This window comes from Amycolatopsis sp. lyj-109 (assembly GCF_046548995.1).
Lineage (GTDB): Bacteria > Actinomycetota > Actinomycetes > Mycobacteriales > Pseudonocardiaceae > Amycolatopsis.
This window is the reverse complement of record NZ_JAJPWR010000008.1, coordinates 334,034-358,286: the sequence shown is the minus strand read 5'-3', so window position 1 is coordinate 358,286 and position 24,253 is coordinate 334,034. Positions and strand designations below refer to the sequence as shown.

Annotated in this window: 22 protein-coding genes; 11 read left to right on the top strand and 11 right to left on the bottom strand. The window is 72.0% G+C overall.

From position 1 onward, the window contains the following. Positions 1–400: 400 nt before the first annotated feature. Entirely contained in the window at positions 401–1,231 is an 831-nt protein-coding gene (locus ACLJQF_RS20735) for an LLM class F420-dependent oxidoreductase (protein ID WP_410610812.1), read from the top strand. Here the strand turns inward: ACLJQF_RS20735 and ACLJQF_RS20730 are convergent. Beyond that, complete coding sequence (locus ACLJQF_RS20730) at positions 1,185–1,880, bottom strand: maleylpyruvate isomerase family mycothiol-dependent enzyme (protein WP_410610810.1); 696 nt, start codon at positions 1,878–1,880, stop codon at positions 1,185–1,187. The two genes, ACLJQF_RS20735 and ACLJQF_RS20730, sit on opposite strands and share 47 nt — an antisense overlap. Then, positions 1,877–2,503 carry a cholesterol catabolism transcriptional regulator KstR gene (gene kstR / locus ACLJQF_RS20725; protein WP_020644981.1) on the bottom strand — a complete coding sequence of 209 codons (627 nt, stop codon included), beginning with the start codon at positions 2,501–2,503 and terminating at the stop codon, positions 1,877–1,879. The genes ACLJQF_RS20730 and kstR overlap by 4 nt, the downstream gene beginning before the upstream one ends. Before the next feature lie 141 nt (positions 2,504–2,644). Here kstR and ACLJQF_RS20720 point away from each other — a divergent pair, with 141 nt between their 5' ends. The 3 genes from ACLJQF_RS20720 (at position 2,645) to ACLJQF_RS20710 (ending at position 8,847) form a co-directional block, all read left to right on the top strand. After that, positions 2,645–4,699, top strand: a complete 2,055-nt coding sequence (locus ACLJQF_RS20720; protein ID WP_410610809.1) for an acyl-CoA dehydrogenase family protein — start codon at positions 2,645–2,647, stop codon at positions 4,697–4,699. Positions 4,700–4,843: 144 nt separating this feature from the next. Continuing rightward, entirely contained in the window at positions 4,844–7,687 is a 2,844-nt protein-coding gene (locus ACLJQF_RS20715) for a DEAD/DEAH box helicase (protein ID WP_410610807.1), read from the top strand. Continuing rightward, entirely contained in the window at positions 7,687–8,847 is a 1,161-nt protein-coding gene (locus ACLJQF_RS20710; RefSeq protein ID WP_410610805.1) for an SWIM zinc finger family protein, read from the top strand. The genes ACLJQF_RS20715 and ACLJQF_RS20710 overlap by 1 nt, the downstream gene beginning before the upstream one ends. Positions 8,848–9,052: 205 nt before the next feature. On the opposite strand, the gene ACLJQF_RS20705 is transcribed toward ACLJQF_RS20710, so the two are convergent. Then, positions 9,053–10,288 (bottom strand): alpha/beta hydrolase, encoded by a 1,236-nt coding sequence (locus tag ACLJQF_RS20705; protein ID WP_410610804.1) that lies wholly within the window; start codon positions 10,286–10,288, stop codon positions 9,053–9,055. Between the two features lie 64 nt (positions 10,289–10,352). Between ACLJQF_RS20705 and ACLJQF_RS20700 the strand changes: the two genes are divergently transcribed. Further along, on the top strand, positions 10,353–11,738 hold the full coding sequence (locus tag ACLJQF_RS20700; RefSeq protein ID WP_410610803.1) for a WS/DGAT/MGAT family O-acyltransferase: 1,386 nt from the start codon (positions 10,353–10,355) through the stop codon (positions 11,736–11,738). On the opposite strand, the gene ACLJQF_RS20695 is transcribed toward ACLJQF_RS20700, so the two are convergent. Both ACLJQF_RS20695 and ACLJQF_RS20690 read right to left on the bottom strand, forming a co-directional pair. Further along, the gene (locus tag ACLJQF_RS20695; protein ID WP_410610801.1) at positions 11,722–12,219 is read right to left on the bottom strand and encodes a nitroreductase family deazaflavin-dependent oxidoreductase; all 498 of its coding nucleotides are present in this window, start codon (positions 12,217–12,219) and stop codon (positions 11,722–11,724) included. The two genes, ACLJQF_RS20700 and ACLJQF_RS20695, sit on opposite strands and share 17 nt — an antisense overlap. After that, the gene (locus ACLJQF_RS20690) at positions 12,219–13,079 is read right to left on the bottom strand and encodes an alpha/beta fold hydrolase (protein WP_410610799.1); all 861 of its coding nucleotides are present in this window, start codon (positions 13,077–13,079) and stop codon (positions 12,219–12,221) included. The genes ACLJQF_RS20695 and ACLJQF_RS20690 overlap by 1 nt, the downstream gene beginning before the upstream one ends. 89 nt (positions 13,080–13,168) lie before the next feature. On the opposite strand from ACLJQF_RS20690, the gene ACLJQF_RS20685 reads away from it, so the two are divergent. The 6 genes from ACLJQF_RS20685 (at position 13,169) to ACLJQF_RS20660 (ending at position 18,511) form a co-directional block, all read left to right on the top strand. Then, entirely contained in the window at positions 13,169–14,218 is a 1,050-nt protein-coding gene (locus ACLJQF_RS20685) for an acyl-CoA dehydrogenase family protein (RefSeq protein ID WP_410610798.1), read from the top strand. A 5-nt stretch (positions 14,219–14,223) separates the two neighbouring features. Next, positions 14,224–15,378 carry an acyl-CoA dehydrogenase family protein gene (locus tag ACLJQF_RS20680; RefSeq protein ID WP_410610797.1) on the top strand — a complete coding sequence of 385 codons (1,155 nt, stop codon included), beginning with the start codon at positions 14,224–14,226 and terminating at the stop codon, positions 15,376–15,378. After that, entirely contained in the window at positions 15,375–16,283 is a 909-nt protein-coding gene (locus tag ACLJQF_RS20675) for a bifunctional MaoC family dehydratase N-terminal/OB-fold nucleic acid binding domain-containing protein (RefSeq protein ID WP_410610796.1), read from the top strand. Before ACLJQF_RS20680 ends, ACLJQF_RS20675 begins: the two co-directional genes overlap by 4 nt. Further along, entirely contained in the window at positions 16,280–16,666 is a 387-nt protein-coding gene (locus ACLJQF_RS20670) for a MaoC family dehydratase (RefSeq protein WP_410610794.1), read from the top strand. Before ACLJQF_RS20675 ends, ACLJQF_RS20670 begins: the two co-directional genes overlap by 4 nt. Beyond that, entirely contained in the window at positions 16,663–17,832 is a 1,170-nt protein-coding gene (locus ACLJQF_RS20665) for a lipid-transfer protein (RefSeq protein WP_410610792.1), read from the top strand. The genes ACLJQF_RS20670 and ACLJQF_RS20665 overlap by 4 nt, the downstream gene beginning before the upstream one ends. 88 nt (positions 17,833–17,920) lie before the next feature. After that, positions 17,921–18,511, top strand: coding sequence for a DUF5134 domain-containing protein (locus ACLJQF_RS20660; RefSeq protein WP_410610790.1), 591 nt, complete (start codon positions 17,921–17,923; stop codon positions 18,509–18,511). 213 nt (positions 18,512–18,724) lie between these two features. On the opposite strand, the gene ACLJQF_RS20655 is transcribed toward ACLJQF_RS20660, so the two are convergent. From ACLJQF_RS20655 to kstD, 6 genes are read right to left on the bottom strand one after another with little or no spacing between them, the layout of a single operon-like run. Beyond that, positions 18,725–19,180 carry a riboflavin kinase gene (locus ACLJQF_RS20655; protein ID WP_410610788.1) on the bottom strand — a complete coding sequence of 152 codons (456 nt, stop codon included), beginning with the start codon at positions 19,178–19,180 and terminating at the stop codon, positions 18,725–18,727. A gap of 49 nt (positions 19,181–19,229) precedes the next feature. Further along, on the bottom strand, positions 19,230–20,081 hold the full coding sequence (locus ACLJQF_RS20650; protein WP_410610787.1) for a MaoC/PaaZ C-terminal domain-containing protein: 852 nt from the start codon (positions 20,079–20,081) through the stop codon (positions 19,230–19,232). A gap of 10 nt (positions 20,082–20,091) precedes the next feature. Further along, complete coding sequence (locus ACLJQF_RS20645) at positions 20,092–21,126, bottom strand: 2Fe-2S iron-sulfur cluster-binding protein (RefSeq protein WP_410610785.1); 1,035 nt, start codon at positions 21,124–21,126, stop codon at positions 20,092–20,094. Next, positions 21,119–21,394: a hypothetical protein gene (locus tag ACLJQF_RS20640; protein WP_410610784.1), complete on the bottom strand. Its 276-nt coding sequence runs from the start codon at positions 21,392–21,394 to the stop codon at positions 21,119–21,121. Before ACLJQF_RS20640 ends, ACLJQF_RS20645 begins: the two co-directional genes overlap by 8 nt. After that, entirely contained in the window at positions 21,391–22,527 is a 1,137-nt protein-coding gene (locus ACLJQF_RS20635; RefSeq protein WP_410610782.1) for a Rieske 2Fe-2S domain-containing protein, read from the bottom strand. The genes ACLJQF_RS20640 and ACLJQF_RS20635 overlap by 4 nt, the downstream gene beginning before the upstream one ends. Beyond that, positions 22,524–24,188 (bottom strand): 3-oxosteroid 1-dehydrogenase, encoded by a 1,665-nt coding sequence (kstD, locus tag ACLJQF_RS20630; protein ID WP_410610781.1) that lies wholly within the window; start codon positions 24,186–24,188, stop codon positions 22,524–22,526. Before kstD ends, ACLJQF_RS20635 begins: the two co-directional genes overlap by 4 nt. Positions 24,189–24,253 lie beyond the last annotated feature (65 nt).

Here is a 24,253-nt window from a genome sequence, read left to right as displayed (position 1 = left end):
GGCCGGCCTGCCGCGGCTGGTGGCCCGCAGCGGCCAACTCACCAGCCGCAGCGGCCAACTCACCAACCGCAGCGGCCAACTCACCCGCGTGCCCGGCGAGTTGGCCGTTCCGGTGTGTGAGTTGGCCGCTGCGAGCGGTGAGTTGGCCGTTCCTGTCCCGGTAGACCAGCCACCACTGCCACGTCGACCGAAGAACTGTCCCTGTAGTACTTAGGGTGTCGCGCGGCTGAGGTTCGTCGACCCGGCGGGCCCCAAGCGCCCCAAGGTGGCCTTGGTTGCGTCTGACGCACCCAAGGCGGCCTTCGGTGCGTCAGACGCACCGAAGGCCGCCTTGGGGCGCTTGGGTTGGTGAGCGGCCCCCATCCTGCGCAACCGGTCAACCCGGTGGTAGTCCTTGAGCATGAAATTCGGGATTTCGACGTTCGTGACCGACGAGGGCATCCGGCCCGACGTGCTGGGTGCCGCCCTGGAAGAACGCGGCTTCGACTCGCTGTTCCTCGCGGAGCATTCGCACATCCCGGTGAGCCGGGAAAGCCCGTACCCGGGCGGCGGCGACCTGCCGCGCGTGTACTACCGCACCCTCGACCCGTTCGTCGCGCTCGCCGCCGCCGCCACCGCGACGTCGGAGCTGCTGCTCGGCACCGGGATCGCCCTGCTGATCCAGCGCGACCTGATCCACACGGCCAAGGAAGTCGCGTCGCTCGACCTGATCTCCGACGGCCGCGCGCTGTTCGGCGTCGGCGTCGGCTGGAACCGGGAGGAGATGCGCAACCACGGCACCGACCCGAAGACGCGCGGCGCGCTGATGGACGAGCAGCTGGCCGCGCTCAAGGAGATCTGGACGAAGGACGAGGCCGAGTTCCACGGCGAGTACATCGACCTCGACCCGATCTTCAGTTGGCCCAAGCCGGTGCAGAAGCCGCACGTCCCGATCTACATCGGCGGCGAGAGCGAAGCGGCCCTGAACCGCCTGGCCAAGTACGGCGACGGCTGGCTGCTCCGGGGCTACACGAAGTACCAGGAGGCGCAGCGCGTCCGCGGCTGGCTGGCGGAGCAGGGCCGGGACGACGTCCAGTTCGCGGTCTTCGGCGGCCCGACGACGCCGAAGGTGATCGACGGCTTCCGCGAGGCCGGCGTCGAGCGGTACACGTTCCTGCTGGACACGCTGCCGGAATCGGAGACGCTCAAGGCGCTCGACGAGCTGGCCGAGGTGGCTGCCGCGCACCGCTGACGCCCGGCCAGGGACCCAGTTCAGGGAGGTTACCGGTGAGGCCGTCGCCGGTGGTCCGGCCGGAGAGCCAGGCCGCGAGGTCGCGCACGGGCCCGGCGACTTCGGTGCCGCCGGTGCCCCAGCGGCGGTCGCCGGCCCGGACGGCGACGTCCTCGGGCAGGCGCTCGGCGAGGAAGTCCACGGCGTGGACGGCGAAGTCTTCGGGCCAGTCGGCCACGCCGATGCCGATGTCGAGGTCGACGGCGTGGATCCAGACCTCGCGCCGGCGCGCGAAGACCGTGCTGGACAGCTTGCCGTCGCGGTAGTCGACGTGCTGGTCCCAGTCACGGACCCGGGCCCAGGCGTCTTCCAGGCGGACGGAGTGCCGGAGCAGGGCGCGCCGGTGCTCGTCGGCGGTCCGGGCCGCGGTCGCTTCGATGATGCCGTCTCGGTCGTGCGTCCGCGGATCGTAGAGCGGGATGAGCACGCCGAGCAGGGCGTGCTCGACCAGGTCCGCGAGCGCGCGGCCGGCGTCGGTGACGTGGGCCAGCACGTGGCCGCGCGTCCAGCCGGGCAGCGGGGACGGCTCGCGGACCTGCTCGTCGGTCAGGCCGTCCAGTGCGTGGTGGAGCCGGCGGTGCGCTTCGGCGACCGCCGCGACCGGGATCACTTGTCGAGCAGCAGGTGCACCGACAGTTCGAGGCGGTTCGCGACGTCGGCCGCCGAGGCACGGCGGGTCACCCAGGCGACCAGGTTCGCCATCCAGACGTCCGCGACCACGTGGAAGATGTCACGGTCGGCTTCGGTCGGCTCGGCGATGCCCATCGCCTTGGCGAACATGTTCTCCATCAGCAGGCCGACCTGCTCGACCTCGGCGGCGGCGGAGGTGTCGGCGAACATGAACGCGCGGACCATGGCCTCGGTCAGGTGCGGGTCGCGCTGCATCATGCGCGTGTTGCGGCCGAGCACGAACATCAGCCGCTCGGCGGGTGTGTCGCCCGGGATGGCCTGGCGCTCGAGCTTCTCCTGCGCACGCTCGAACTCGCGGGCCAGGCCGGAGACGAGCAGGTGGATCTTCGAGGGGAAGTACCGGTACAGGGTGCCGAGGGCGACGTCGGCCTTCTCGGCGACCGCGCGCATCTGGACGGCGTCGTAGCCGCCCTTCGAGGCGAGCGCGAGGGTGGCGTCGATGATCCGGCGGCGACGGTCGCGCTGGGCGGCCGAGCCGAGTTCGTCCGCGCCGATCGCGCTCAGGCCGTTGCCGCGGGCCTTGGTCTTGCCTGGCATCGGCATTCCCCCGTCCTTCGGAACTTGTTCCAGTTCACGACGTAGATTACCTGTCCAGGCGAACCTCGCGACAATTGACCCACTGGCCGAAAAACTATAACACGTTCTACACTCACGAGTAGTGTCGCCCATTCGCTAGGAGAGCCCATGCCGGTCGCGCTCACCGAGGAACAGGCCGCGCTGGCCGAGGCGATCCACGCCTGGTCCGCGGCGCACCACCCGCGGGAAGTGGTGCGCGCGGCGGAAACCGGGGCCGGCGCGGGAATCCCGGCCGGCTTCGCCGCACTCGGCCTGTTCGGTGTCGCGCTGCCCGAGGCGGCAGGCGGGGCCGGCGGCAGTATCGCCGACCTCGCCGCCGGGCTCGCCGCGGCGGCGGAAGAACTCGTCCCCGGGCCCGTGCTGGGCACCGCGCTCGCCGGCCTCCTGCTCGCCGATGTCCCCGACGCGAAGGAGCTCCTCCCGGCCCTCGCCGAGGGTGAAGCCACCGTGGCGGTGCTGCTCGAGGCCGTGTCCCTCGAGGACGGCCTCAGCGGGCCCGTGCCCGGCGCGCATCCCGGCGCCTGGCTGCTCGTCCCGGTCGACGGCGGCCACGTCCTGCTCGCGCCGGGCACGCCGGGGGTGAGCGTCGAGCCACTGGCCGCGTTCGACTTCTCGCGCCCGCTGGCGCGCATCCGGTTCTCGGGGGTCCGTGCCGAGCCGCTCACCTTGCCGCCGGTCGCCCCGCCGGCCGCGACCCTGGCGGCGGCCGAGGCGGCGGGCGTGGCGCGGCGGTGCCTGACCGTCGCCGTCGAGTACGCCGGAGTCCGCGAGCAGTTCGGCAAGCCGATCGGGGCGTTCCAGGCCATCAAGCACCTGTGCGCCGAGATGCTCTGCCGCGCCGAAGCCGCCGAGGCGCTGGCCTGGGACGCGGCCTCCGGGCAGCACCCGCTTTCGGTGGCGAGCGCGGCCGTCGTGGCCCTCGACGCGGCCGTCGCCAACGCCAAGGACTGCGTCCAGATCCTCGGCGGGATCGGGTTCACCTGGGAGCACGACGCGCACCTGTACCTGCGCCGGGCCGTGGCCCTGCGGCAGTGGCTCGGCGGATCGTGGCGGCGGCGGGCGGCGTCGCTGGCGCTCTCCGGGAGCGAGCGCACGCTGGGCGTCGACGTCGGTGACGATCCGGCGCTGCGGGACGAGGTCGCGCGGATCGCCGCGCTGCCCCCTGGTGATCAGCGGGTCGTCTTGGCCGACGCCGGGTTGCTGACGCCGCACTGGCCGGCGCCCTACGGCCGGGGTGCCGATGCCGCGGAGCAGTTGCGGATCGACGCGGTTTTGGGGGCGGCGGGCGTCCGCCGTCCGGACCTGGTGATCGGCGCGTGGGCGGTGCCGACGATCCTCGAGCACGGCAGCGACGAGCAGCGGGAGCGGTTCGCCCGGCCCACCCTGCGCGGCGAGCTCACCTGGTGCCAGCTGTTCAGCGAGCCCGGGGCCGGGTCCGACCTGGCGGCGCTGCGGACGGCGGCCCGGCGCGTCGACGGCGGCTGGCGGCTGTCCGGGCAGAAGGTGTGGACGTCGCTGGCCCGCGAAGCCGACTGGGGCATCTGCCTGGCGCGCACCGACCCGGACGTGCCCAAGCACAAGGGCATCACGTACTTCCTGGTCGACATGCGCGCTCCGGGCATCACGACGCGGCCGTTGCGGGAGATCACCGGCGAGGCGGTGTTCAACGAGGTGTTCCTCGACGACGTCTTCGTCCCGGACGCCGACGTCGTCGGCCCGCCGGGCGGCGGCTGGCGGCTGGCGCGCACGACGCTGGCCAACGAGCGGGTGGCCATCGGCAGCGGTTCGGCGGTCGGCGAGAGCGTGCAGACCCTGGTGTCCACACTGGACGCTGCGGCACTGGACGACGTCGCCCTGGACCGGCTCGGTTCCCTGGTGGCCGACGGCGTCGCGGGTTCCGTCCTGGACCTGCGTGCGGCCCTGCGCCGGCTGGAGGGCCAGGACCCGGGTGCCGAGTCGAGCGTCCGGAAACTGCTCGGCGTCCAGCACCGGCAGGACGTGGCGGAGTTCGCGCTGGAGCTGGCCGGCTCGAGCGCGTTGCTCGCCGAAGGCGCGCCACAGCACGAATTCCTCCTGACCCGCTGCCTTTCCATCGCCGGCGGCACGACGCAGGTCCTGCGGTCCCTCACGGCCGAACGCCTGCTGGGCCTGCCCCGCGGCTGATGCCCCGCCAATCACGCGTGATGCCTCTCCAGTCACGTGTGATGCCTTTCGGCGCACGGGTGGGTTGCGTTGGACAACGGTGCGAAAGGACCGTTCGCGCCGCCGAGGGCAAAACTGTCGGGGTCGTGTTCTAGCGTTGCGGTCGTGGAGTTCAGCGCAGACACCCAGGCCACGTACCTCCCCGCGGATCCCCCGCGGGACGGGGTGCTGGCCTTGTGGGGCGAGGACGTGGCCGGCGGGACCACGATCGAGCTCGTGCTGCCCCGCGGAGCCAAGTTCGCCCGGACGAAGGTCGACGCCGAGCTGGTCCCCCTGGAGCGAGCCCTGCCCCGGCTGCTTGCGGTGGGGGAGGGGGCGAGCCCGGCGGTCGCGGCGTGGTCGGCGGCCGTCAACGCGGGGGTGAACCTCGTCGCGCGGGGGCGGCTGCGGCCGGCCGCCTCGCCAGGTGGGGCGGCGGCCTGGCGGATCGGCCCGCTGGACGCCGCCGACGAGGAGCTGCTGCGGGGGCTGGCGGGAGCCCTGCCCCCGGAGGCGTACGCGCTGCCGCTGACCGGGCTGAAGCGCATCCGCCTGCACTCGCCGGACTCCCTGGTCCGGGCGCTCTGGGACGCGACGGCCGACCTGCTGGTCCGCAGCCCGGCGGCACCGGTCGGCGCGGGCGATCCGGCGTTCGCGGCCCGCGAACCGGCCCTGCTCGGCCCGGACGGCGCGGCGTGGCTGGCCGAACTGGAGGCCCGCGAGCCTCGCGGCGTCCAGGTGCTCCTGCGGGTCGAGGGTCACGACGACGACTCGTTCGCCGGCGTGCTGGCGGTGCGCAGCATGGCGGAGCCGAGCCTGGTGGTGGAGGCGGCCACGCTGTGGGAGGCCCCGGACGCGGTGCTGAACCGCCTCGGCGACCAGGTCGAGACCCAGCTCCTGCTCGGCCTGCGCCGCGGCGCGCGGGCCTGGGCGCCGCTGGGCCGGGTGCTGACCCAGGCGACGCCCGATTCGCTGGCCTTGTCCGACGACGAGGTGGTCGACCTCCTCACCGACGGCGCCCGCGAGCTGGGCGGCGCCGGCATCGAGGTGCTCTGGTCGAAGGGGCTGTTCGCGGCGGAGGTGAAGGCGAAGGCGAGCGCCACCCAGGCGCCGGCGAGCGTCACGGAGGCGGAGTTCGCCTTGCGGAGCCTGCTGGAGTTCCGCTGGCAGCTCAGCCTGGGCGGCGAGCAGCTGACCGAAGCCGAGGTGGCGGCCCTGGCCGAAGCCAAGCGGCCGCTGGTCCGCCTGCGCGGCCAGTGGGTCCGGGTCGACCCGCAGCTGCTGGCCCGGGTCCGCGGCCGAACCCGCAAGCTGGACGCGGGCGAGGCCCTGGCGGCGGCGTTGACGGGCGAACTGGAACTGGACGGCGAACGCGTGGAGTTCGCGGCGCCACCGGTGCTGGGTGGGCTGGCGGAGCGGATCAGGGATCGGGCGGAGGACTTGGTGCCACCCCCGCCGGGGTTGCAGGCGACGTTGCGCCCGTACCAGCAGGCGGGCTTGTCCTGGCTGGCGACGATGACGGGGCTGGGGTTGGGAGCGTGCCTGGCCGACGACATGGGCTTGGGCAAGACGATCCAGCTGATCGCTCTCCACCTCCACCGGCGCGAGCTGGCGAGGGCCGGCAGGCTGTCAGGTCCGGCACCGCGCGGCGAGGCCGGACCTTCGGCAGTTGAGCTGCCACCGCAGCCCGGCGAGGCGGCCGGGTCGCCGGGCACCTCCGGCGGCCCGACCCTCGTCCTCTGTCCCACCTCGCTTCTCGGCAACTGGGAACGCGAGTTCGCCCGCTTCGCCCCCGACATCCCCGTCCGGCGGTTCCACGGCGGTAGCCGCCACCTCGATGACCTCGCTCCCGACGAGGTCGTCCTCGCCACCTACGGCGTCCTCCGCCGCGACCGCGAAACTCTGTCCGAAGTGGACTGGGGTCTCGTCGCCGCCGATGAGGCCCAGCACGTCAAGAATCCGCTCTCCGCCACCGCCAAGGAACTGCGCAAGATTCCCGCGCAGGCCAAGGTCGCCCTCACCGGCACGCCGGTCGAGAACCGGCTCACCGAGCTGTGGTCCATTGTGGACTGGACCACTCCGGGCCTGCTCGGCCCGCTCGACCGCTTCCGCCGCACCGTGGCGCGCCCGATCGAGCGCGACCGCGACAAGGCGGTCACCGAACGGCTGGCGGCCACCGTCCGGCCGTTCCTGCTGCGGCGGCGCAAGATCGACCCGGACATCGCCCCGGAACTGCCGCCCAAGACCGAGACCGACCGGTTCGTCCCGCTCACCGCCGAGCAGACCACGCTCTACGAAGCCGTCGTGCGGGAAAACCTCGCCGAGATCCGGGAAACGCAGGGCATCAAGCGGCGCGGGCAGGTGCTGCAGCTGCTCACCGAGCTCAAACAGATCTGCAACCACCCCGCGCAGTTCCTCAAAGAACCGCACGGCGCGCTCACCGGCCGCTCCGGCAAGCTCGCGGCGTTCGAGGAACTCCTGGACGTGATCCTCGACGAAGGCGAAAGCGTCCTGGTGTTCAGCCAGTACGTCCAGCTCTGCCGTCTGCTCGAACGCCGTCTCAAGGACCGCGGCCTGCCCACCGAACTGCTCTCCGGCGACAGTTCGCCGTCGAAGCGGCAGGACATGGTCGACCGGTTCCAGGCCGGCGAAATCCCGGTCTTCCTGCTCTCGCTCAAGGCCGGGGGTGTCGGGCTCAACCTGACCCGGGCGACCCACGTGATCCACTACGACCGCTGGTGGAACCCGGCGGTCGAGGACCAGGCCACCGACCGCGCCTACCGGATCGGGCAGGACAGGCCGGTCCAGGTGCACCGGCTGATCGCCGAGGGCACCCTCGAGGAACGGATCGCGCAGGTCCTCGAAAAGAAACGGGGCCTCGCCGAATCGATCGTCGGGGCGGGGGAGGACTGGATCACCGAACTGTCCGACGACGACCTCGCCGACCTCGTCCGGCTCGGGGGCGGGTGATGCCACCGAGGCGGAACTTCGGCACGACGTGGTGGGGCCGGGCCTGGGTCGAGGCACTGGAGCGGCGCGCGAAGCTCGACCCGAACCGCCTGCCCCGCGGACGGACGTACGCGCGGAAAGGCACGGTCGACGAGCTGCACGTCGGCGCCGGCGCGGTGAGTGCCCGGGTGCGCGGCAGCCGTCCGCAGCCGTACAAGGTGACGATCACCATGCGCACCTTCACCGGCGGCGAGTGGGACACACTGCTCGGCGTGGTCGGCACCCAGCTCGGCCACGCGGCCGCGCTGCTCGACGGCGAGTTGCCGGGTGCGCTCACCGAACAGGCGCGCGAAGCGGGCGTCGACCTGCTGCCGGGCCCGGGCGACCTGCGGCCGCGGTGTTCGTGCCCGGACTCGGCGAACCCGTGCAAGCACGTCGCCGCGGTCTACTACCTGGTCGCCGACGAGGTGGACCGCGACCCGTTCACACTCTTCCTGCTGCGCGGACGTCCGCGGGCGGACGTGCTGGCCGAACTGCGCGCCCGCCGGTCGCCGGCGCGCGGCGAGAAACCGATGCTCCCGAAGCCCGCGGACGAGGGCCTGACACCCCGCGCGGCCTACGCACGACGGCCGGGCGCGATCCCCGCCCTGCCACCGCCACCACGGGTGCCCGGGCCACCGGCGGTCCTGGACCTCGATCCGCCACCGGGCACGGGCTGGACCGCGGCGGCGCTGTCCGCCCTCGCGGCCGACGCGGCCTCCCTGGCCCGCGACCTGCTGGCAAGCGGACCGGCGGCGGCGGAGCTGACGTTCGAGGAAGACCTCGCCCGCCGCGCGGCCGGCCGCACGAGTGCGGAGATCACCGCGCTGGCCACTGCGGCCCAGCTGCCACCCCGCGACCTGGCCCGCTGGGCCGAGGCCTGGCGCGAAGCGGGCCGCGGCGGCTTGGCCGCGTTGCGGGAGACCTGGCAACCCGGCCCGGGCCCACTCGCCGAAGCGCAGGAAATCCTCGCCGACGCGGGGCTCCCCGGGCAGCCGAAGGTATGGCGAAACCGCCTCACCCAGGGAGATCTGCAACTGCGCTACGGCCGCGACGCGCGCTGGTACCGCTTCGTCCGTGAAGGACCGGAGTGGCGCCTCGACGGCCCACCCTCGGCCAGCCCGCTGGACCTCAGCTACTGACCGGCAGAACCCCTCCCGGAGGGGCGCCCAAACGCCCCAGGGTCCGGCTTACCGTCCTGCCGTGGCTTGTCGTGAGTGGTATTTAGGGTTCTAACCCTAAATACCACTCACGACAAGCCACGGCAGACCGCCCGACTACCGCATCCGACGACTTCGCCAACAGCCCCGTCACATGCACCCAACGCCACATGGGGGCGCAAGGCGCCTACCGGTGCTCGGCCTTCCAAGCGTTGTACGTGTGATCCAGGAACCGTGCCACCCCGCGGACCACGTGCGCCGAACGCACCGACGTGAACACGTCGAACGCGTGCTGCGCCCCGGCCAGCTCCGCATACGCCACCGGCTGCCGCGACTTCTCCCGCAGCCGCGAGACGAACTCGCGCGCCTCCCGCACCGGGACCAGCGAATCGTCTCGGCCGTGGATCACGAAGAACGGCGGCGCGTCCGACGTGATCCGGTCCAGCGGCGACGCCGCGATGTAGTCGTCCAGGTGTGCCACCGGATCCCGGTCCGGCGCGAACACCCGGCGGGCGATCAGGCTCTCCAGCCGGTACTTGCTCGCCGGCGCGCCGGACGTCGCCGCGAAGTCGTACACGCCGTAGTGCGGGGCGCACGCCTGGACGCTCGTGTCCGTGTCCTCGAAGCCCGGCTGCAACGCCGGGTCGTTCTGGGACAACGCCAGCAGCGCCGACAGGTGGCCGCCCGCCGATCCGCCCGTCACCGCCACGAACCGCGGGTCGCCGCCGTACGACTCGATCGAGGAGCGGATCCAGGCCAGGGCCTGCTTCGCCGCGACGATGTGCGCCGGCCACCGGTGTGCCGGCGAGAGCGGGTAGTTGATCGCGACGCACACCCAGCCTCGCCGGGCCAGGTAGCGCATCAGCGGCCGGCCCTGCTCCTCCTTGTTGCCGATCACCCACGCGCCGCCGTGGACCTGCAGCAGCACCGGGGCGCCGGAGACCGGCTCGGAGGGCCGGTAGACGTCCAGCAGGAACCGCTTGCCGCCCGGGGCGTAGGCGATGTTGCGGTCGACGCGGACGTCCGGGGCGCCCATCCGGAACGGCAGCGCCAGCTCGCCCCACGGCAGGCCCAAATCGGAGCGGCCCAGTTCCGATGCGTAGCCGGAACCCAAAGCGGCCGTCAACGCCTTCTCGATCTCCTCGCGGGCTCCGTGCCCGGTGCGGACCAGCGCGGCCAGCCCGGCGGCGGACGCGGCCGCCATCGCCAGGCCCACCTTCGTCGACCGGTCGGCGGTGCCGTGGCGGGCCACGTGCAAAGCCGTGTCCGCCGCCGTCAAGGCCAGGAACTGGGGCGCCAGCTCGCCGGTCAGCCACCCGGCGAAGAACACCGGGATCGTCGTGGACCGCGCCCGCAACGGGCGGAGGGCGTTGGCGGTGAGACCGAGCTGGACCGCGCGACGGATCAGGAAATTCGGCTGCACCACCGCGATTGTACCGGCGAGTAGGGTGACGCGCCGCTCACCGCGAGTGCTTTACCCTGACGCCATGCAGAGACTGAGCGGCCTCGACGCGAGTTTCCTCTACCTCGAGACGTCGTCGCAGGTCCTGCACGTCTGCGGGCTGCTCGTGCTCGACGGCTCGACCGTCCCCGGCGGCTACACCTTCGCGAAGCTGCAGGAAAAACTCGACGAACGGGTCCGGATGATCCCGGCGTTCCGTCGCAAACTGCACAATCCGCTCTGGAACCTCAGTCATCCCGTGTGGGTGGAGGACGAGGACTTCGATCTCGACCACCACGTGCACCGCATCGGCGTTCCCGCTCCCGGCGACCGCGCCGAGCTGGCCGGGCTGTGCGCGCACATCGCCGGGCAGCAGCTCGACCGCGCACGTCCGCTGTGGCAGCTGTACGTCATCGAAGGCCTTGCCGACGGTCAGCTCGCCGTGCTGCTCAAGATGCACCACGCGAGCGTCGACGGCGTGAGCGGCGCCAGCCTGATCACCTACCTGGCCGGGCTCGAACCGGATGGGCCGATGCCGGTGATCGAGGAGCCCCGCAACGCCGGGCTGCCGTCGCCGCTGGACCTGATCCGCTCCGGGGTCGAAAACGTCGTGAAGCGGCCCGCGGAGGTCGCGCGGCTGCTGCCCGACCTCCTCGGGCTGGTGCCGCGCTGGGTCGGCCGGGCGTTGCGCGGCAAGGGGATGCCGGTCCCGTTCACCGCGCCGAGGACGTCGCTCAACGGCACGATCACCGGGCACCGCAGCGTCGCTTTCGCCCAGCTCGACCTCGCCGAGATCAAGGACGTCAAGAACGCCTTCGGGGTCACGGTGAACGACGTCGTGCTCGCGCTCGTCGCCGGCGCGCTGCGGGAGTTCCTCGCCGCCCGCGGCGAACTGCCCGAGGACCCGCTGGTGGCGACCGTCCCGGTTTCGGTGCACGACCGCACCGAACGCGAGCACGGCAGCAACAAGGTTTCGGCGTTCTTCGCCTCCCTGCCGACGCACCTGCCCGACCCGGCCGCGCGGGTGTTCTTCCTCGCCGAGGCCAACCGGCGCTCGAAGGACCACCACCACGACATCGACGCCGACATGTTGCAGGACTGGGCGCAGTTCTCGGCCGCGACGGCGTTCGGGCTCGCCGTGCGCGCGTACTCGGCGCTGCGCCTGGCCGAAAGGCACCCGGTGGTGCACAACCTGGTCGTCTCGAACGTGCCGGGGCCGCCGATGCCGCTGTACTTCCTGGGCGCGCGGATCACCGGTTTCTACCCGCTCGGCCCGGTCTTCCACGGCGCCGGGCTGAACGTCACGGTCCTGTCGAACGCGGGGAAGGTGCACGTCGGCCTGCTCGGCGCGCGGGAGCTCGTCAAGGACCTGTGGCCGCTCGCCGACGCGCTCCCGGACGCGCTCGCCGAGCTGGTCAAGGCCGCGGGCTGAGCACCACCACCGGGATCTCCCGTTCGGTCCAGGCCTGGTACTTCGCGAAGTCCGCGTACAGCTCGACCAGCCGCGGCCACAGCTCCGCGCGTTCCGAGGGCCCGGCGACCCGGGCCGTGACCGGGACGCCGCGGCGGCCCTTGAGGTCGATGTGCGTCTCGGGGTGCGCCAGCAGATTGCGGTACCACTGCGGGTGCCGGGGCAGGCCGCCCTGCGAGCCGACGATGACGACGTCGTCGCCGGAGCGCAGGTAGAGCAGCGGGGTGGTGAACAGCCGCCCGGACTTGCGGCCGCGGTGCTCCAGCAGCAGCGTCGGCACCGGCTTGCGGAACCCGGCCCCGACCCGCCACGTGCTGCCGACGCGGCCGCCGGTCAGCCGGAAGACCGAAACCTGCGCCTTCGCCAGGTACTTCATGGCTTTCGCCGTCACCGGCGAGTCGAGTCCGTCGGGTTTGTGGTCGGGCAGGCTGAAGCGTCCCATCATGGGTTCCTTCCTCGGAGGGAGTGGACCGCGGCGAGCAGGGCGGGCACCCAGCGGCCGGCGGCCAGCACGCAGGCGGCGTGCCCGGCCGCGACCTCGTAGGTGGCCGCGCCGGGGATCCGGTGGGCCAGTGATCGCTGGTGGGCGGGCGCGATGAACCGGTCCTGGGTGGTCACCACGACCGCGGCCGGCAGCCGCAGCGTGTGCAGCCACGGCGTCGAGTCGAACCGGCCGATCTCGTCGATGGCGACGGCGATCTCCCATGGCCGGGTCGACCGGAACTCCCGCAGCCCCCACCGGTGGTCCTCGACGCGGGCGCGCGGCACCGTGACCCGCTGGACCGGCTGGACCGGCGGTTTCACGCGCTCGCGCAGCTGCCGCACGGTCCGGCCGAACACGTCGAGGGCGACCCGCTGGCGCAGCCCGCGGCGGAAGGTGCTCGCGGTCGAGCAGAGCACCAGTCCGGTAACACGTTCTGGTTCGGCGCGGGCGACGAGCTGGCCGACCATGCCGCCCATCGAGTATCCGGCGATGGCGAACCGGCCGATGCCGAGCGCGTCCGCGACGGCGGTGACGTCCTCCGCGCAGTCGGCGAGCCGGAACTCCCGCGAGCGGATGCCCTGGCCGTGCCACCGCTGGTCGAACACGACGACGCGGTGGTGCCGCGCCAGCCTGGTGAGGGCCGGATACCAGGTCAGCAGGCCCGTGCAGGCGACCGAATGCAGCAGGAAGAGGGCGGGTGCGTCCCGCGGGCCGACGTCGGTGACCACCGTGCGGCCACGGCCGGGTAGCTCCACCGGGACCGGCTCGGGCACGCCCGCGGTCGGCGGCACGGTGATCCGCCGCCGTGTCCCCGCCATTCCGCCCACCCCCCGGGGGTTGCCGTGCCCACCCTTTCCGGTTAAGACTAGAACAGGTTTCACTATTGCGCCCGATCCGGAGGACAGGCGTGGACTTCGCCCTTGACGATACGCAGACCGAGATCGCCGCCCTCGCCGCGAAGGTGCTCGGGTCGCAAGACGATCCCTGGCGTGCCCTCGCGTCCGCGGGCCTGCTCGCCCTGGCGCTGCCACCGGAGCTGGAAGGCGACGGCTTGGGTGTCGCCGAGGTCGCCCAGGTCCTGACCGAGGTCGGCCGCGCCGCCGCGCCGGTGCCCGCGTACGCCGCGCTCGCCCTCGGCGTCCTGCCGATCGAGTCGCTGGGCACCCCCGCCCAGCGCGCGGAGTTCCTGCCGGCGGTCGCCGCCGGGGACGCACTGCTCACCGCGGCCCTGCACGAGCCGTCCGCGCCGCTGGTCGCCGAGCCCGCCGCGACCGCGCGCGCCGGAGACGGGAAATGGCTGGTCAACGGCGTGAAAACCGCGGTCCCGTACGCTGCCGGAGCCACCCGGATCCTCACCCCGGTGACCACCGCGCACGGCAGCGCCGTCTACCTCGTCGACCCGCACGCCGACGGTGTCACGCTCGTCCCGACGCCCACCTCCTCGGGGACGCCGGAGTTCACCGTCCGGCTCGACGACGTCGCGGTCGAGGAAACGGACCTCCTGTTCGACCGCGGCGCGGTCGCGGCGCTGCACCGGTTCGCGCTGGCCGGCGCCCTTGCCCTCGGCGACGGCCTCCTGGCCGGCGCCCTCGCCTTGACGGTGAAGCACATCGGCGAGCGGACCCAGTTCGGCCGGCCGCTCTCCGCTTTCCAGGCCGTGGCGGGCCAGATCGCCGACGTCTACGTGGCCGCGCGGACCGTGCACCTCGCCGTGACGTCCGCGGTGTGGCGGCTGGCTTCGGGACTCGACGCCGACGCCGAACTGGACGTCGCCGCCTACTGGTTCGCCTCGCAGGCGCCCGAAGCGCTGGCGACCTGCCACCACCTGCACGGCGGGGTCGGCGTCGACGAAACCTATCCGCTGCACCGGTATTCGTCGGCGGTCAAGGATCTCGGCCGGACGCTAGGCGGGGCCGCGCACCGGCTCGGCCGGCTCGGCGAACGAGTGGCGGGGTGAGGGAGATGCACGTCGAACTGACCACCGCGCAACGGCAGTTGCGCGCCGAGCTGCGTGAATACTTCGCCGGGCTGATCAGCCCCGAGGAACGCCGGGCGATGCGGCGTGAGCGGCACGGGCCGGTGTTCCGCGAGATCGTCCGCCGGATGGGCCGCGACGGCCGGCTCGGCGTCGGCTGGCCGGTCGAATACGGCGGCCAGGGCTTCGGCGGCATCGAACAGCACCTGTTCGTCGACGAGGCCGCGCGCGCCGACGTCCAGCTGCCGTCGGTCACGCTGCAGACGGTCGGGCCGACGCTGCAGGAGTTCGGCACGGACGAGCAGAAGGCCTTCTTCCTGCCGAAGATCCTGGCGGGGGAGATCCACTTCGCGATCGGCTACAGCGAGCCGGAAGCGGGCACCGACCTCGCGGCGCTGCGGACCACGGCGGTGCGCGACGGTGACGAATACGTCGTCAACGGCCAGAAGATCTTCACCACCGGCGGGCACGACGCCGACTACATCTGGCTCGCCGTGCGGACCGCGCCGGACGCGCCCAAGCACAAAGGCATCTCGATCCTCATCGTCGACACGAGCGACCCCGGCTACTCGTGGACGCCGATCATCACCTGCGACGGCGCCCACCACGTCAACTCGACGTACTACTCGGACGTCCGCGTGCCGGTGAACCGCTTGGTGGGGCAGGAAAACGCGGGCTGGCGGCTGATCACGACCCAGCTCAACCACGAGCGCGTCATGCTCGGGCCGGCCGGCCGGATCGGCGGCCTGTACGACCGCGTGCGCGCGTGGGCGAGCGCGCACGGCCTGCTGGACCTCGCCGACGTCCGGGCCGTGCTCGCCGAGGCGCTGGCCGTGACGCGGGTGAACGAACTGCTGAACTGGCAGGTCGCGGTGTCCGCGGCGAGCGCGCCGGTGGGCGTCGCCGACGCGTCGGCGACCAAGGTGTTCAGTTCGGAGGCCATCCAGCGGATCGGCCGGAACCTCGAAGAAGTCGTCGCGCGCCACGGCGATCCGGCCGATCCGGACACCGCCGAGCTCGCCGAATGGCTCGACCTCACCGCGAAGCGCAACATCGTGCTGACCTTCGGCGGGGGCGTCAGCGAAATCCAACGGGAGCTGATCGCCTCGATCGGCCTGGGCCTGCCGAGGGTGCCACGATGAACATCGAAGAGGCCGCCGCGGCGATCGCCGCCCGCGGGGAGTGCGCGCCGCGCCTGGCGCGCGACCCCGTCAACCAGGCCATGGTCAACAACTGGGTCGAGGCGATCGGGGACCGCAACCCGGTGTACACCGACCCGGAGTACGCCGCCACGAGCGTCCACAAGGGACTGGTCGCGCCACCCGCGATGGCGCAGGTGTGGACGATGGGCGGCCTGAACGTCCCGCGGGGCGCCGACGACCCCCTCGGCCTGATGATGGAACTCCTGGACGATGCCGGGTTCACCTCCGTCGTCGCGACGAACTCCGAGCAGACCTACCACCGCTACCTGCGGCCGGGAGAACAGGTCGAAGCGCGGACGAGGCTGGAGGACGTCGTCGGTCCCAAGAGGACCGCACTGGGCGAGGGCTGGTTCGTCACCACCCGGATGACCTGGTACGTCGGCGCCGAAGCGGTGGCGGAGATGATGTTCCGGGTGCTCAAGTTCCGCCCGCCCGCCCCGAAGCCGCCGTCGGCGCCGGTGTTGCGGCCGGTGATCAGCCGGGACACCGAGTTCTTCTGGGACGGCCTCCGCGAGGGTGAGCTGCGCATCCAGCGCTGGGGTGAGACGCTGCGGCACCCGCCGGGGCCGATGCCGCCCGACGGCTCGCTGGACACCAAGCCCGACTACGTCGTGGCCGGTGGCCGGGGGACCGTGTACTCCTACGTCGTGCACCACCACCCGCCGGTGCCGGGCAAGGAGCTCCCGTTCGTGGTGGCACTGGTGGAACTCGAAGAGGGGGTCCGCGTGATGGCCGAGCTGCTGGACGCGGCACCGGACGAAGTCCACATCGGACTGCCGGTGGTCGCGGCGTTCGTCAAGGTGGACGACGACCTGACCCTGCCCGCGTGGAAGGTGGCCCGATGACCGTCGCCGAAGGGACCGAGCTGCCGCCGCTGACGATCGAGGCGACGCCGACGTTCGTCGTCAGCACGGCGCTGGCCACCCGCGACTTCCAGGACGTCCACCACGACCGCGACTCGGCCGTGGCCCGCGGCTCGAAGGACATCTTCCTCAACATCCTCACCGACACCGGCCTGGTCCAGCGGTTCGTCTCGGAATGGGCCGGGCCGCAGGCGCTGATCCGGTCGATCAAGATCCGGCTCGGCGTGCCCTGCTACGCCTACGACACGCTGACGTTCACCGGCCGGGTGGTGTCGTGCGATGGCAACGACGTCGTCGTCTCGGTGTCCGGTGTGGACAGTCTCGGCGAGCACGTCGCCGGGACGGTGGCGGTGACGCTGCCGTGACGCTCTCGGGCAAGGCGGCGATCGCCGGGATCGGCGCGACGGAGTTCTCCAAGGACTCCGGGCGCAGCGAGCTGCGGCTGGCGGCCGAATGCATCTCCCACGCACTGGCCGACGCCGGGCTGACGCCGTCCGATGTGGACGGACTGGTGTCGTTCACCATGGACGGCAACGCCGAAATCGCGGTCGCGCGCGAGCTGGGCATCCCGGAACTGAAGTTCTTCAGCCGCATCCACTACGGCGGCGGCGCCGCGGCGGCGACCGTGCAGCAGGCCGCGATGGCGGTGGCGACCGGTGTCGCGGACGTCGTCGTCGCGTACCGGGCGTTCAACGAGCGGTCCGGGCACCGCTTCGGCCAGGTGTCGTCCGCCGCGGCCGGGCAGGTCAACTCGTCGGGCGTGGACAACGCGTTCCACTACCCGATGGGCATCGCCACCCCGGCGGCGACGGTGGCCATGGTCGCGCAGCGCTATCTGCACGACTACGGTGCGACGAGCGAGGACTTAGGGCGCGTCGCGGTGGTCGACCGCAAGCACGCGGCGACCAACCCGAACGCGTGGTTCCACGGGCGGCCCATCACCCTGGAGGAGCACCAGTCGTCGCGCTGGGTGGCCGAGCCGCTGCACCTGCTCGACTGCTGCCAGGAGAGCGACGGCGGGGTTGCGCTGGTCGTCACCAGCGTGGAGCGGGCCCGGGACCTCGCGCGCCCGCCGGCGGTGATCGCCGCGGCGGCGCAGGGGAGCGGGCCGGACCAGTACGTGATGACCAGCTACTACCGCGACGACCTGGCCGCGCTGCCGGAGATGGGCGTCGTGGGCCGGCAGCTGTGGGCGCAGTCGGGACTGGGACCGTCCGATGTGGACGTCGCGGTGCTCTACGACCACTTCACGCCGTACGTGCTGATGCAGCTGGAGGAACTGGGTTTCTGCGGCCGTGGCGAGGCGAAGGACTTCATCGCTGACGGCGCGCTGGAACTCGACGGCGCGTTGCCGCTCAACCCGCACGGCGGCCAGCTCGGCGAGGCGTACATCCACGGCATGAACGGCATCGCGGAGGGCGTCCGGCAGATCCGCGGCACGGCGGCCAACCAGGTCGCGGAGGCGGCCCAGGTGCTGGTCACGGCGGGGACGGGCGTGCCGACGAGCGGACTCATCCTGACGGGTGACTGAGGCGTCACCTCTTTGACGGCTGGTGCGCGGCCGTCGTGGGTGTCACGGTGGAGACACGACCCACGACGGAGAGTGAGGCCGCGTCGCGATGCTGGTGGACTGGGTGCTCACCGCGGTCTTCGCGGCGCTGGTGCTGCCGTGCGTGCTGCGCCTCGTCCGCCTCGACTACGCGCGGCTGGGCCACGGAGTCCGCCACGGCGACCTCGCGGAGCTGCTGCTGGTGGTCGCGATGGTGGCGATGTTCTCCCCGGTCGGCGGCCCGATCCCGGCGGCGGGCTGGCAGGCCGTGCTGGTCCTGACGACGGGCTGGTTCGCGGTGGCCTGGTGGCGGAGCCGGACGTGCGCGCACCACGCGCTGTCGGCGGCGGCGATGCTGTACATGGTGACGGCGATGCCCCACGGCGGGAGCGACCATGGCCCGTGGCTGACGATGTCGGCGATGGACGCCCGATTGGCGGTGCCCCTGATAGCGGTGGTGGCGGCGGGGTACTTCGTGGCCGACGCGGCCTGGTCGGGGGTGCTGGCGATCCGGGGTTCGGCGGTCGCGGGACCGGCTGCCACCTCCGGTTCGGCGGTCGTCCCCGGCTCGGCGGTCGGCTCCGGCCACGCTTCGCGCGCGGTGTGCCGGGCGGTGATGGGCGCCGGCATGGGCTACATGCTGCTGGCCTCCGCCCTCTGAGCCTCGCCCTCTGAGCACGGCGTCAAGAGGTCCCCGGCCTGGGGGACCCCCGGATTTCACGTTACCGGAGACCACCGACAATTCCGGGTGCCGCGGCGGGGCCCCTGCGCGCACGGCCGGACCCGGGTCGAGCGTCTTGAATGACTCATTCAGGACCTCCGAGGTCCTGAATGAGTCATTCAAGACGTCTGGCCGAAAGCCGCGGGTGACCCCTCAGCCCGCGGTAAGCCTGCGAACCTCGCCGAGCGGGCTCTCGCCGGCGTCCGGGAGCGAAGCTGCCGGGTGCGCCGCCGTCCACTGGGTGGCTGCCGCGATGTCCTTCTTCAACGCCGTGATCAGGTCCTCCACCGAGGCGTACTTCTCCTGCTCCCGCAGGTGCGACCCGAGCCACACCGCCAGCGTCTCGCCGTACAGGTCACCCGAGAACTCCAGGACGTGGGCCTCCAGCAGGCGGTAGCCGTCCGCGCCGTAGTACGTCGGGCGGCGGCCGACCGAGATCGCCGCCGGCAAGCGGGTGCCGTCCGCGCGGCCGATCCAGCCCGCCCACACCCCGTCGCCGAGGGAGCCGTCCTGGTCGCGCAGCGCGATGTTCGCCGTGGGAAAGCCCAGCTCACGGCCGCGCTTGTCGCCCGGTTCGACCGTTCCCCGCACCACGAAGTATTCCGGCATTCGTCCTCCCGAAGTCTCCCCACCACGGTAGCCGCCCGGACAACACAGTTCAGGAAGTGGACACCAGCACGGTGTCCGCCAGCACCGGCGCGTCGTCGCGCTCTACCGCCGACGTCGTCACCAGCAGCCGGTCGTCGCCGGAGCGCCACACGCGGATCCGCAGCGTCTCGCCCGGGAACACCACCCCGGCGAACTTCGTCGCGAACGACGCCACCCGCGCCGGATCGCCGTCCAGGAACTCGTTCACCAGCACCCGCGCGACGATCCCGTACGTACACAACCCGTGCAGGATCGGCCGGTCGAACCCGGCCGCCCGGGCGAACTCCGGGTCCGCGTGCAGCGGGTTCCGGTCGCCGCACAGCCGGTACAGCAACGCCTGCTGCGGCAACGTCGGCGTCTCGAGCACGAAATCAGGCGAACGCGTCGGCCAGGAAAGCCGGTCCGAAGGCCCGCGCGAGCCGCCGAAACCGCCTTCACCGCGGGCGAAGATGCTCGACCGGGCCGTCCACAGTGGATCGCCGGCCGACGACGTGACGGCGACCTCCTGGACCACCACCGCCGCCTTGCCCTTGTCGAAGACGTCGGCGATCCGCGACCGCGCCACCGCCTTCCCGGCCGTCGGGATCGGCTGGTGCAACGTGATCTCCTGCTTGCCGTGCAGCACCTTCGCCAGGTCGATCTCCACCCCCGGGAACGACACCGCCGGCGGGTCGAACACGCGCAGGTTCGCCGCGACCGTCGCGAACGTCGGCAGCACCACCAGGTCCTGCTCGTAGGTGTAGCGCAGTTCGTCCGGCCCCGCGCCGAGCGCCAGGTGGTACAGCAGCACGTCCGATGACGTCCAGGCGAAGCTCACCTCGCCGATTTCGGCGCCGATCGCAACGTCGGGGTCGATGGGCACGCGGGCTCTCCTATTCGTAGCTGATCGAGACCTCGTCGGTGACCGGCAGCGACTGGCAGGCCAGCACGATGCCGTCCGCCATGTCCTCGGCGTCGAGGACCTCGTTGTGCAGCATCTTCACCTCGCCGGAGACGACCCGGCAGGCGCACGCGCTGCACTGTCCCTCGCGGCAGGAGTACGGCGCGTCCATGCCGTCTTCCAGCAGTCGGTCGAGCAGCTTCCGCCGCCGCGGCCACACCATCGACCGCGTCTCCCCGTCGAGGGTCACCGTCAGCGCCGCCGGGGCTTCGTCGGAAGGCTCTTCCTCGACGACCTCGACGGTGGCTTCGAACGGGTTCCCGGTCAGCGAGGTGAACTTCTCGACGTGCACCCGGTCCCGCGGCACGCCGAGCTGCCCGAGCGCCTCCCGCACGGCGGCCATGAACGGCGCCGGCCCGCACAGGAACGCCTCGTGCGAGGTGTACGCCGAAGCCAGCCCGCGCAGCTGTGAGACGTCCGGCAGCCCCTGCACGCTCTCCAGCCAGTGCACGACCACCAGCCGGTCGCCGTAGCGCTTCGCCAGCGACGCCAGTTCGCCCGCGAAGATCACCGAGTGCTCGTCGCGGTTCGCGTAGACCAGCACGACCCGCCCCGACCCCTGCTCCAACGCCGTCTTCAGGATGGCCATCACCGGCGTGATGCCGCTGCCGCCGGCGAACAGCAGGAAGTCCTCGTCCACCGACGCGGGACAGAACACCCCGGCCGGCGCCAGCACGTCGAGCTGCATCCCCGGCCGCAGGGACGAGCAGATCCAGCTCGACCCGTACCCGCCGTCGGTCCGCTTGACCGTCACCTGCACGCGGTTCTCGTGCGGCGCGCTCGACAGCGAGTAGCACCGTGCCACCGAACCGGTCTGCTCGCTGGGGATCTTCAAGGTCAGGAACTGCCCGGCGGAATACCGAAACGCGTCGGTGTGCGCAGGCGGGATCTCGAAGACCACCGACCGCGCGTCCGGCGTTTCGACGACGACGTCGGCGACGGTCAGCGTGTAGACCCGCTCACCCATCGGCCACCGCCAGGGTGCCCTCCCGCGCCGCGTCGGAGATGCTGTCGGCCAGCTTCGGGCACGCGTCGAGCAGCGCCGACGGGCCCTCCGCGTCCGCGAACACCGGGCAGGTGTCGGCGGGGCGGGACGTCCACTGGATGCTCGTGTGCTGGATGCTGTTCTTCTTCACCAGCACGCGCGTCCCGCAGCTGCGGCACTCGTGCGGCCGCAGCCCGCCCGAAAGGAACTCCGCCGCATCCGAGAACGCAGCCTGCTCGGCGGTGGTCACACTTCCGCCTCGGTCTTCTGCCGCGCCAGGTTCTCCGCGACCTCCGCCGCCCACGCCTCGTTCGCCTTCGAAGTGTCCACTTCGAACTCGAACCGCCGGGTCATGTCCTCGGTGACTTCGGCGGCGTCGACGTAGAACTGCTGGTACCACCGGCGAAGCTGGTAGACCGGACCGTCCTCTTCGCACAGCAGCGGGTTGTCGATCTGCGTCTTGTGCTTCCAGATCTCGACGTCCTGCAGGAACCCGGAGCCGATCCCGCGGGCCAGCTTCGCGGCGATCTTGTCCGCGTGCTCGTCCGAGATCCCCGGCGGCTTCCGCACCTTCATCCCGTACTGCAGCACGAACGACGTCGGCGTGACGGGGTAGTGGCAGTTGATCAGCACGCTCTCGATCTCGTAGCCCTGGAACGAGTTCACCAGCTTGTTGATCATGTAGGACGGCCCGAAGTACGAAGCTTCCGACCGCAGCAGGTTTTCCTCGCCGCCGTAGTTGGACGCCATGCCCATGTCGGGGCGGCCCTTGGTGTTGAGGTACTGCGTGGCGATGTGGCCTTCGAACACGTTCTTGAAGTACGTCGGGTAGGCGTAGTGGATGTAGAAAAAATGCGCCATGTCCACGACGTTGTCGATGATCTCGCGGCAGTTGGACCCCTCGATGAAGATCGAGTCCCAGGTCCAGGTGCTCCACTCGGCGCTGTCGGCGGCCTCGATCCGCGGGATCGCCAGCTCGTCGGCCGGCGGGTTGCCCTCCGGGTCGTGCCACAGGAGCAGCTGCCCGTTGCGTACCTCCGTCGGCCACGACCGTGTCCGCGCGCGCAGCGGAACCCGCTTGGCGTAGGGGATCGAGACGCACTTGCCCTTGCCGTTCCAGCGCCAGTCGTGGAACGGGCAGGCCACCTCGTCGCCCTTGACGCTGCCCTGGGTGAGGTCGCCGCCCATGTGCCGGCAGTAGCCGTCGAGCACGTGCAGGTCGCCTGCCGAGTCCGCCCACACCACGAGCTTCGTGCCGAACGCGGTGATCGCGTGCGGTTTCCCGTCGCGGAAGCTCTCCGCCAGGCCCAGGCAGTGCCAGCCGCGGGCGAACCGGGTCGGCGGCTCACCGGCGTAGATGGTGCGTACCGAATCCTGCGTCATCGCTGCCCTCCCGTGGTCTCTCGATCTTCGTGTGCCAGCCGCGTCGCCGCAAGGTAGCCGAACACCATGGCGGGACCGATGGTCGCGCCGGGCCCGGCGTACGTCCGGCCCATCACGGCCGCGCTGGCGTTGCCCGCGGCGAACAGCCCCGGCACCGCCGAGCCGTCTTCGCGCAGGACCTGCGCGTGCTCGTCGGTGCGCAGCCCGCCCTTGGTGCCCAGGTCGCCCGGCACGATCTTCACCGCGTAGAACGGCGCTTTGTCCAGGGGACCGAGGCTGGGGTTGGGTTTGTTGCGCGGGTCGCCGTAGTAGTGGTCGTACTTGCTGACCCCGCGGTGGAAGTCCTCGTCGACGCCTCGGCGTGCAAAGCCGTTGAAGCGCTCGACGGTCGCCTCCAAGGACTGAGCCGGGACGTCGATCTTCGCCGCCAGCCCGGCCAGCGACGACGACTTCGCCGCGATCCCGGCCTTGAACCAGCGGCCGGGCAGCGGCTGGCGTGGCCCGATGCCGGTGAACATGTACCGGTCCTTGTAGCGCTGGTCGAACACCAGCCAGGTCGGGATGTGCTGACCCGGGCCGTCTCCGGGACCGTACATCGCGTGCACGGCCTCGACGTAGGGCGCCGACTCGTTGGCGAACCGCTCGCCGCGCGCGTCGACCATGATGCTGCGCGGCCGCGACCGCTCGGCCAGCGCGAACCACGGCCCGCCGGTGAGCGGCAGCGACGGCCCCCACCAGGCGTCGTCCATCAGGTCGAGCGCCGCGCCCAGCTTGAGGCCGGCGGTGATGCCGTCGCCGGTGTTGGCGGCCGCGCCGACGGTCCAGTCGACGCCGATCGGCGCCCGCTGGTACTTCTCGCGCATCTCGAGGTTCCGCTCGAAGCCGCCGCTGGCGAGGATCACCCCGCGCCGGGCGCCGATGACTCCTTGCGACGTGACGACCCCGGTGACGCGGTCGTCGTCGACCTGCAGGTCGACCAGGGGCGTGTTCAGCCGGACCTCGACGCCGGCCTGAGCCAGGCCCACCCGCAGGCCCGCCGCAAGCGCTTGCCCCATGCTCAGCAGCTGCTGCCCGCGGAGTTTGCCGACGAGCCACTGCCGGCCCAGCGACAGCATCCGGACGGCCCCGCGCGGATGCCTGGCGAGGAGGCTCAGCCAGCGGTAGTCCGCCTGGGTGATCGGCACGCCGAGCGGGGGAGCGCTGTACGGCGGTTCGAGGTGGGCCAGCTCGGGGCCGAGCAGCTTGCCGTCGAGGGCGACCGGCTCGACCGACCGGCCGCCGGAGCGCCCGCCGGGGGCCTCGGGGAGGTAGTCGCTGTAGTCGCGGACCCAGCGGAACTTCAGCGGCGTGTGGTCGCAGACGAACCGCAGCACTTCGGGGCCGTGCGCGAGGAACGTGTCGCGCCGGACGGCCGGGACGGCGTCGCCGACGATCGAGGCCAGGTACTCGCGCGCCCGCTCGGGTGGTTCGTCGATCCCGGCGGCGCGCAGCGCGTGGTTGCCGGGCAGCCAGACACCACCGCCGGACCGCGCCGTCGAGCCGCCGAAGCAGGCCGCCTTCTCCAGGACCACTACGCTCAGGCCCTGGCGGGCCGCGGCCAGTGCGGCGGTCATCCCGGCGGCGCCGCTGCCGACCACGACGACGTCGAACTGCTCCGTCATGCCACCTCACCTATAACGTGTTCCACCGACTGAGTATCCAGTTGAGAGCCACTTTCGGTCACCAT

What these genes read in the sequence shown, in the direction of transcription:
- ACLJQF_RS20735 (WP_410610812.1), top strand. Translation starts at nt 401, where the DNA reads ATGAAATTCGGGATTTCGACGTTCGTGACCGACGAGGGCATCCGGCCC.
- kstR (WP_020644981.1), bottom strand. Translation starts at nt 2,503, where the DNA reads ATGCCGATGCCAGGCAAGACCAAGGCCCGCGGCAACGGCCTGAGCGCG.
- ACLJQF_RS20720 (WP_410610809.1), top strand. Translation starts at nt 2,645, where the DNA reads ATGCCGGTCGCGCTCACCGAGGAACAGGCCGCGCTGGCCGAGGCGATC.
- ACLJQF_RS20710 (WP_410610805.1), top strand. Translation starts at nt 7,687, where the DNA reads ATGCCACCGAGGCGGAACTTCGGCACGACGTGGTGGGGCCGGGCCTGG.
- ACLJQF_RS20700 (WP_410610803.1), top strand. Translation starts at nt 10,353, where the DNA reads ATGCAGAGACTGAGCGGCCTCGACGCGAGTTTCCTCTACCTCGAGACG.
- ACLJQF_RS20695 (WP_410610801.1), bottom strand. Translation starts at nt 12,219, where the DNA reads ATGGGACGCTTCAGCCTGCCCGACCACAAACCCGACGGACTCGACTCG.
- ACLJQF_RS20690 (WP_410610799.1), bottom strand. Translation starts at nt 13,079, where the DNA reads ATGGCGGGGACACGGCGGCGGATCACCGTGCCGCCGACCGCGGGCGTG.
- ACLJQF_RS20680 (WP_410610797.1), top strand. Translation starts at nt 14,224, where the DNA reads ATGCACGTCGAACTGACCACCGCGCAACGGCAGTTGCGCGCCGAGCTG.
- ACLJQF_RS20675 (WP_410610796.1), top strand. Translation starts at nt 15,375, where the DNA reads ATGAACATCGAAGAGGCCGCCGCGGCGATCGCCGCCCGCGGGGAGTGC.
- ACLJQF_RS20670 (WP_410610794.1), top strand. Translation starts at nt 16,280, where the DNA reads ATGACCGTCGCCGAAGGGACCGAGCTGCCGCCGCTGACGATCGAGGCG.
- ACLJQF_RS20660 (WP_410610790.1), top strand. Translation starts at nt 17,921, where the DNA reads ATGCTGGTGGACTGGGTGCTCACCGCGGTCTTCGCGGCGCTGGTGCTG.
- ACLJQF_RS20655 (WP_410610788.1), bottom strand. Translation starts at nt 19,180, where the DNA reads ATGCCGGAATACTTCGTGGTGCGGGGAACGGTCGAACCGGGCGACAAG.
- ACLJQF_RS20645 (WP_410610785.1), bottom strand. Translation starts at nt 21,126, where the DNA reads ATGGGTGAGCGGGTCTACACGCTGACCGTCGCCGACGTCGTCGTCGAA.
- ACLJQF_RS20635 (WP_410610782.1), bottom strand. Translation starts at nt 22,527, where the DNA reads ATGACGCAGGATTCGGTACGCACCATCTACGCCGGTGAGCCGCCGACC.
- kstD (WP_410610781.1), bottom strand. Translation starts at nt 24,188, where the DNA reads ATGACGGAGCAGTTCGACGTCGTCGTGGTCGGCAGCGGCGCCGCCGGG.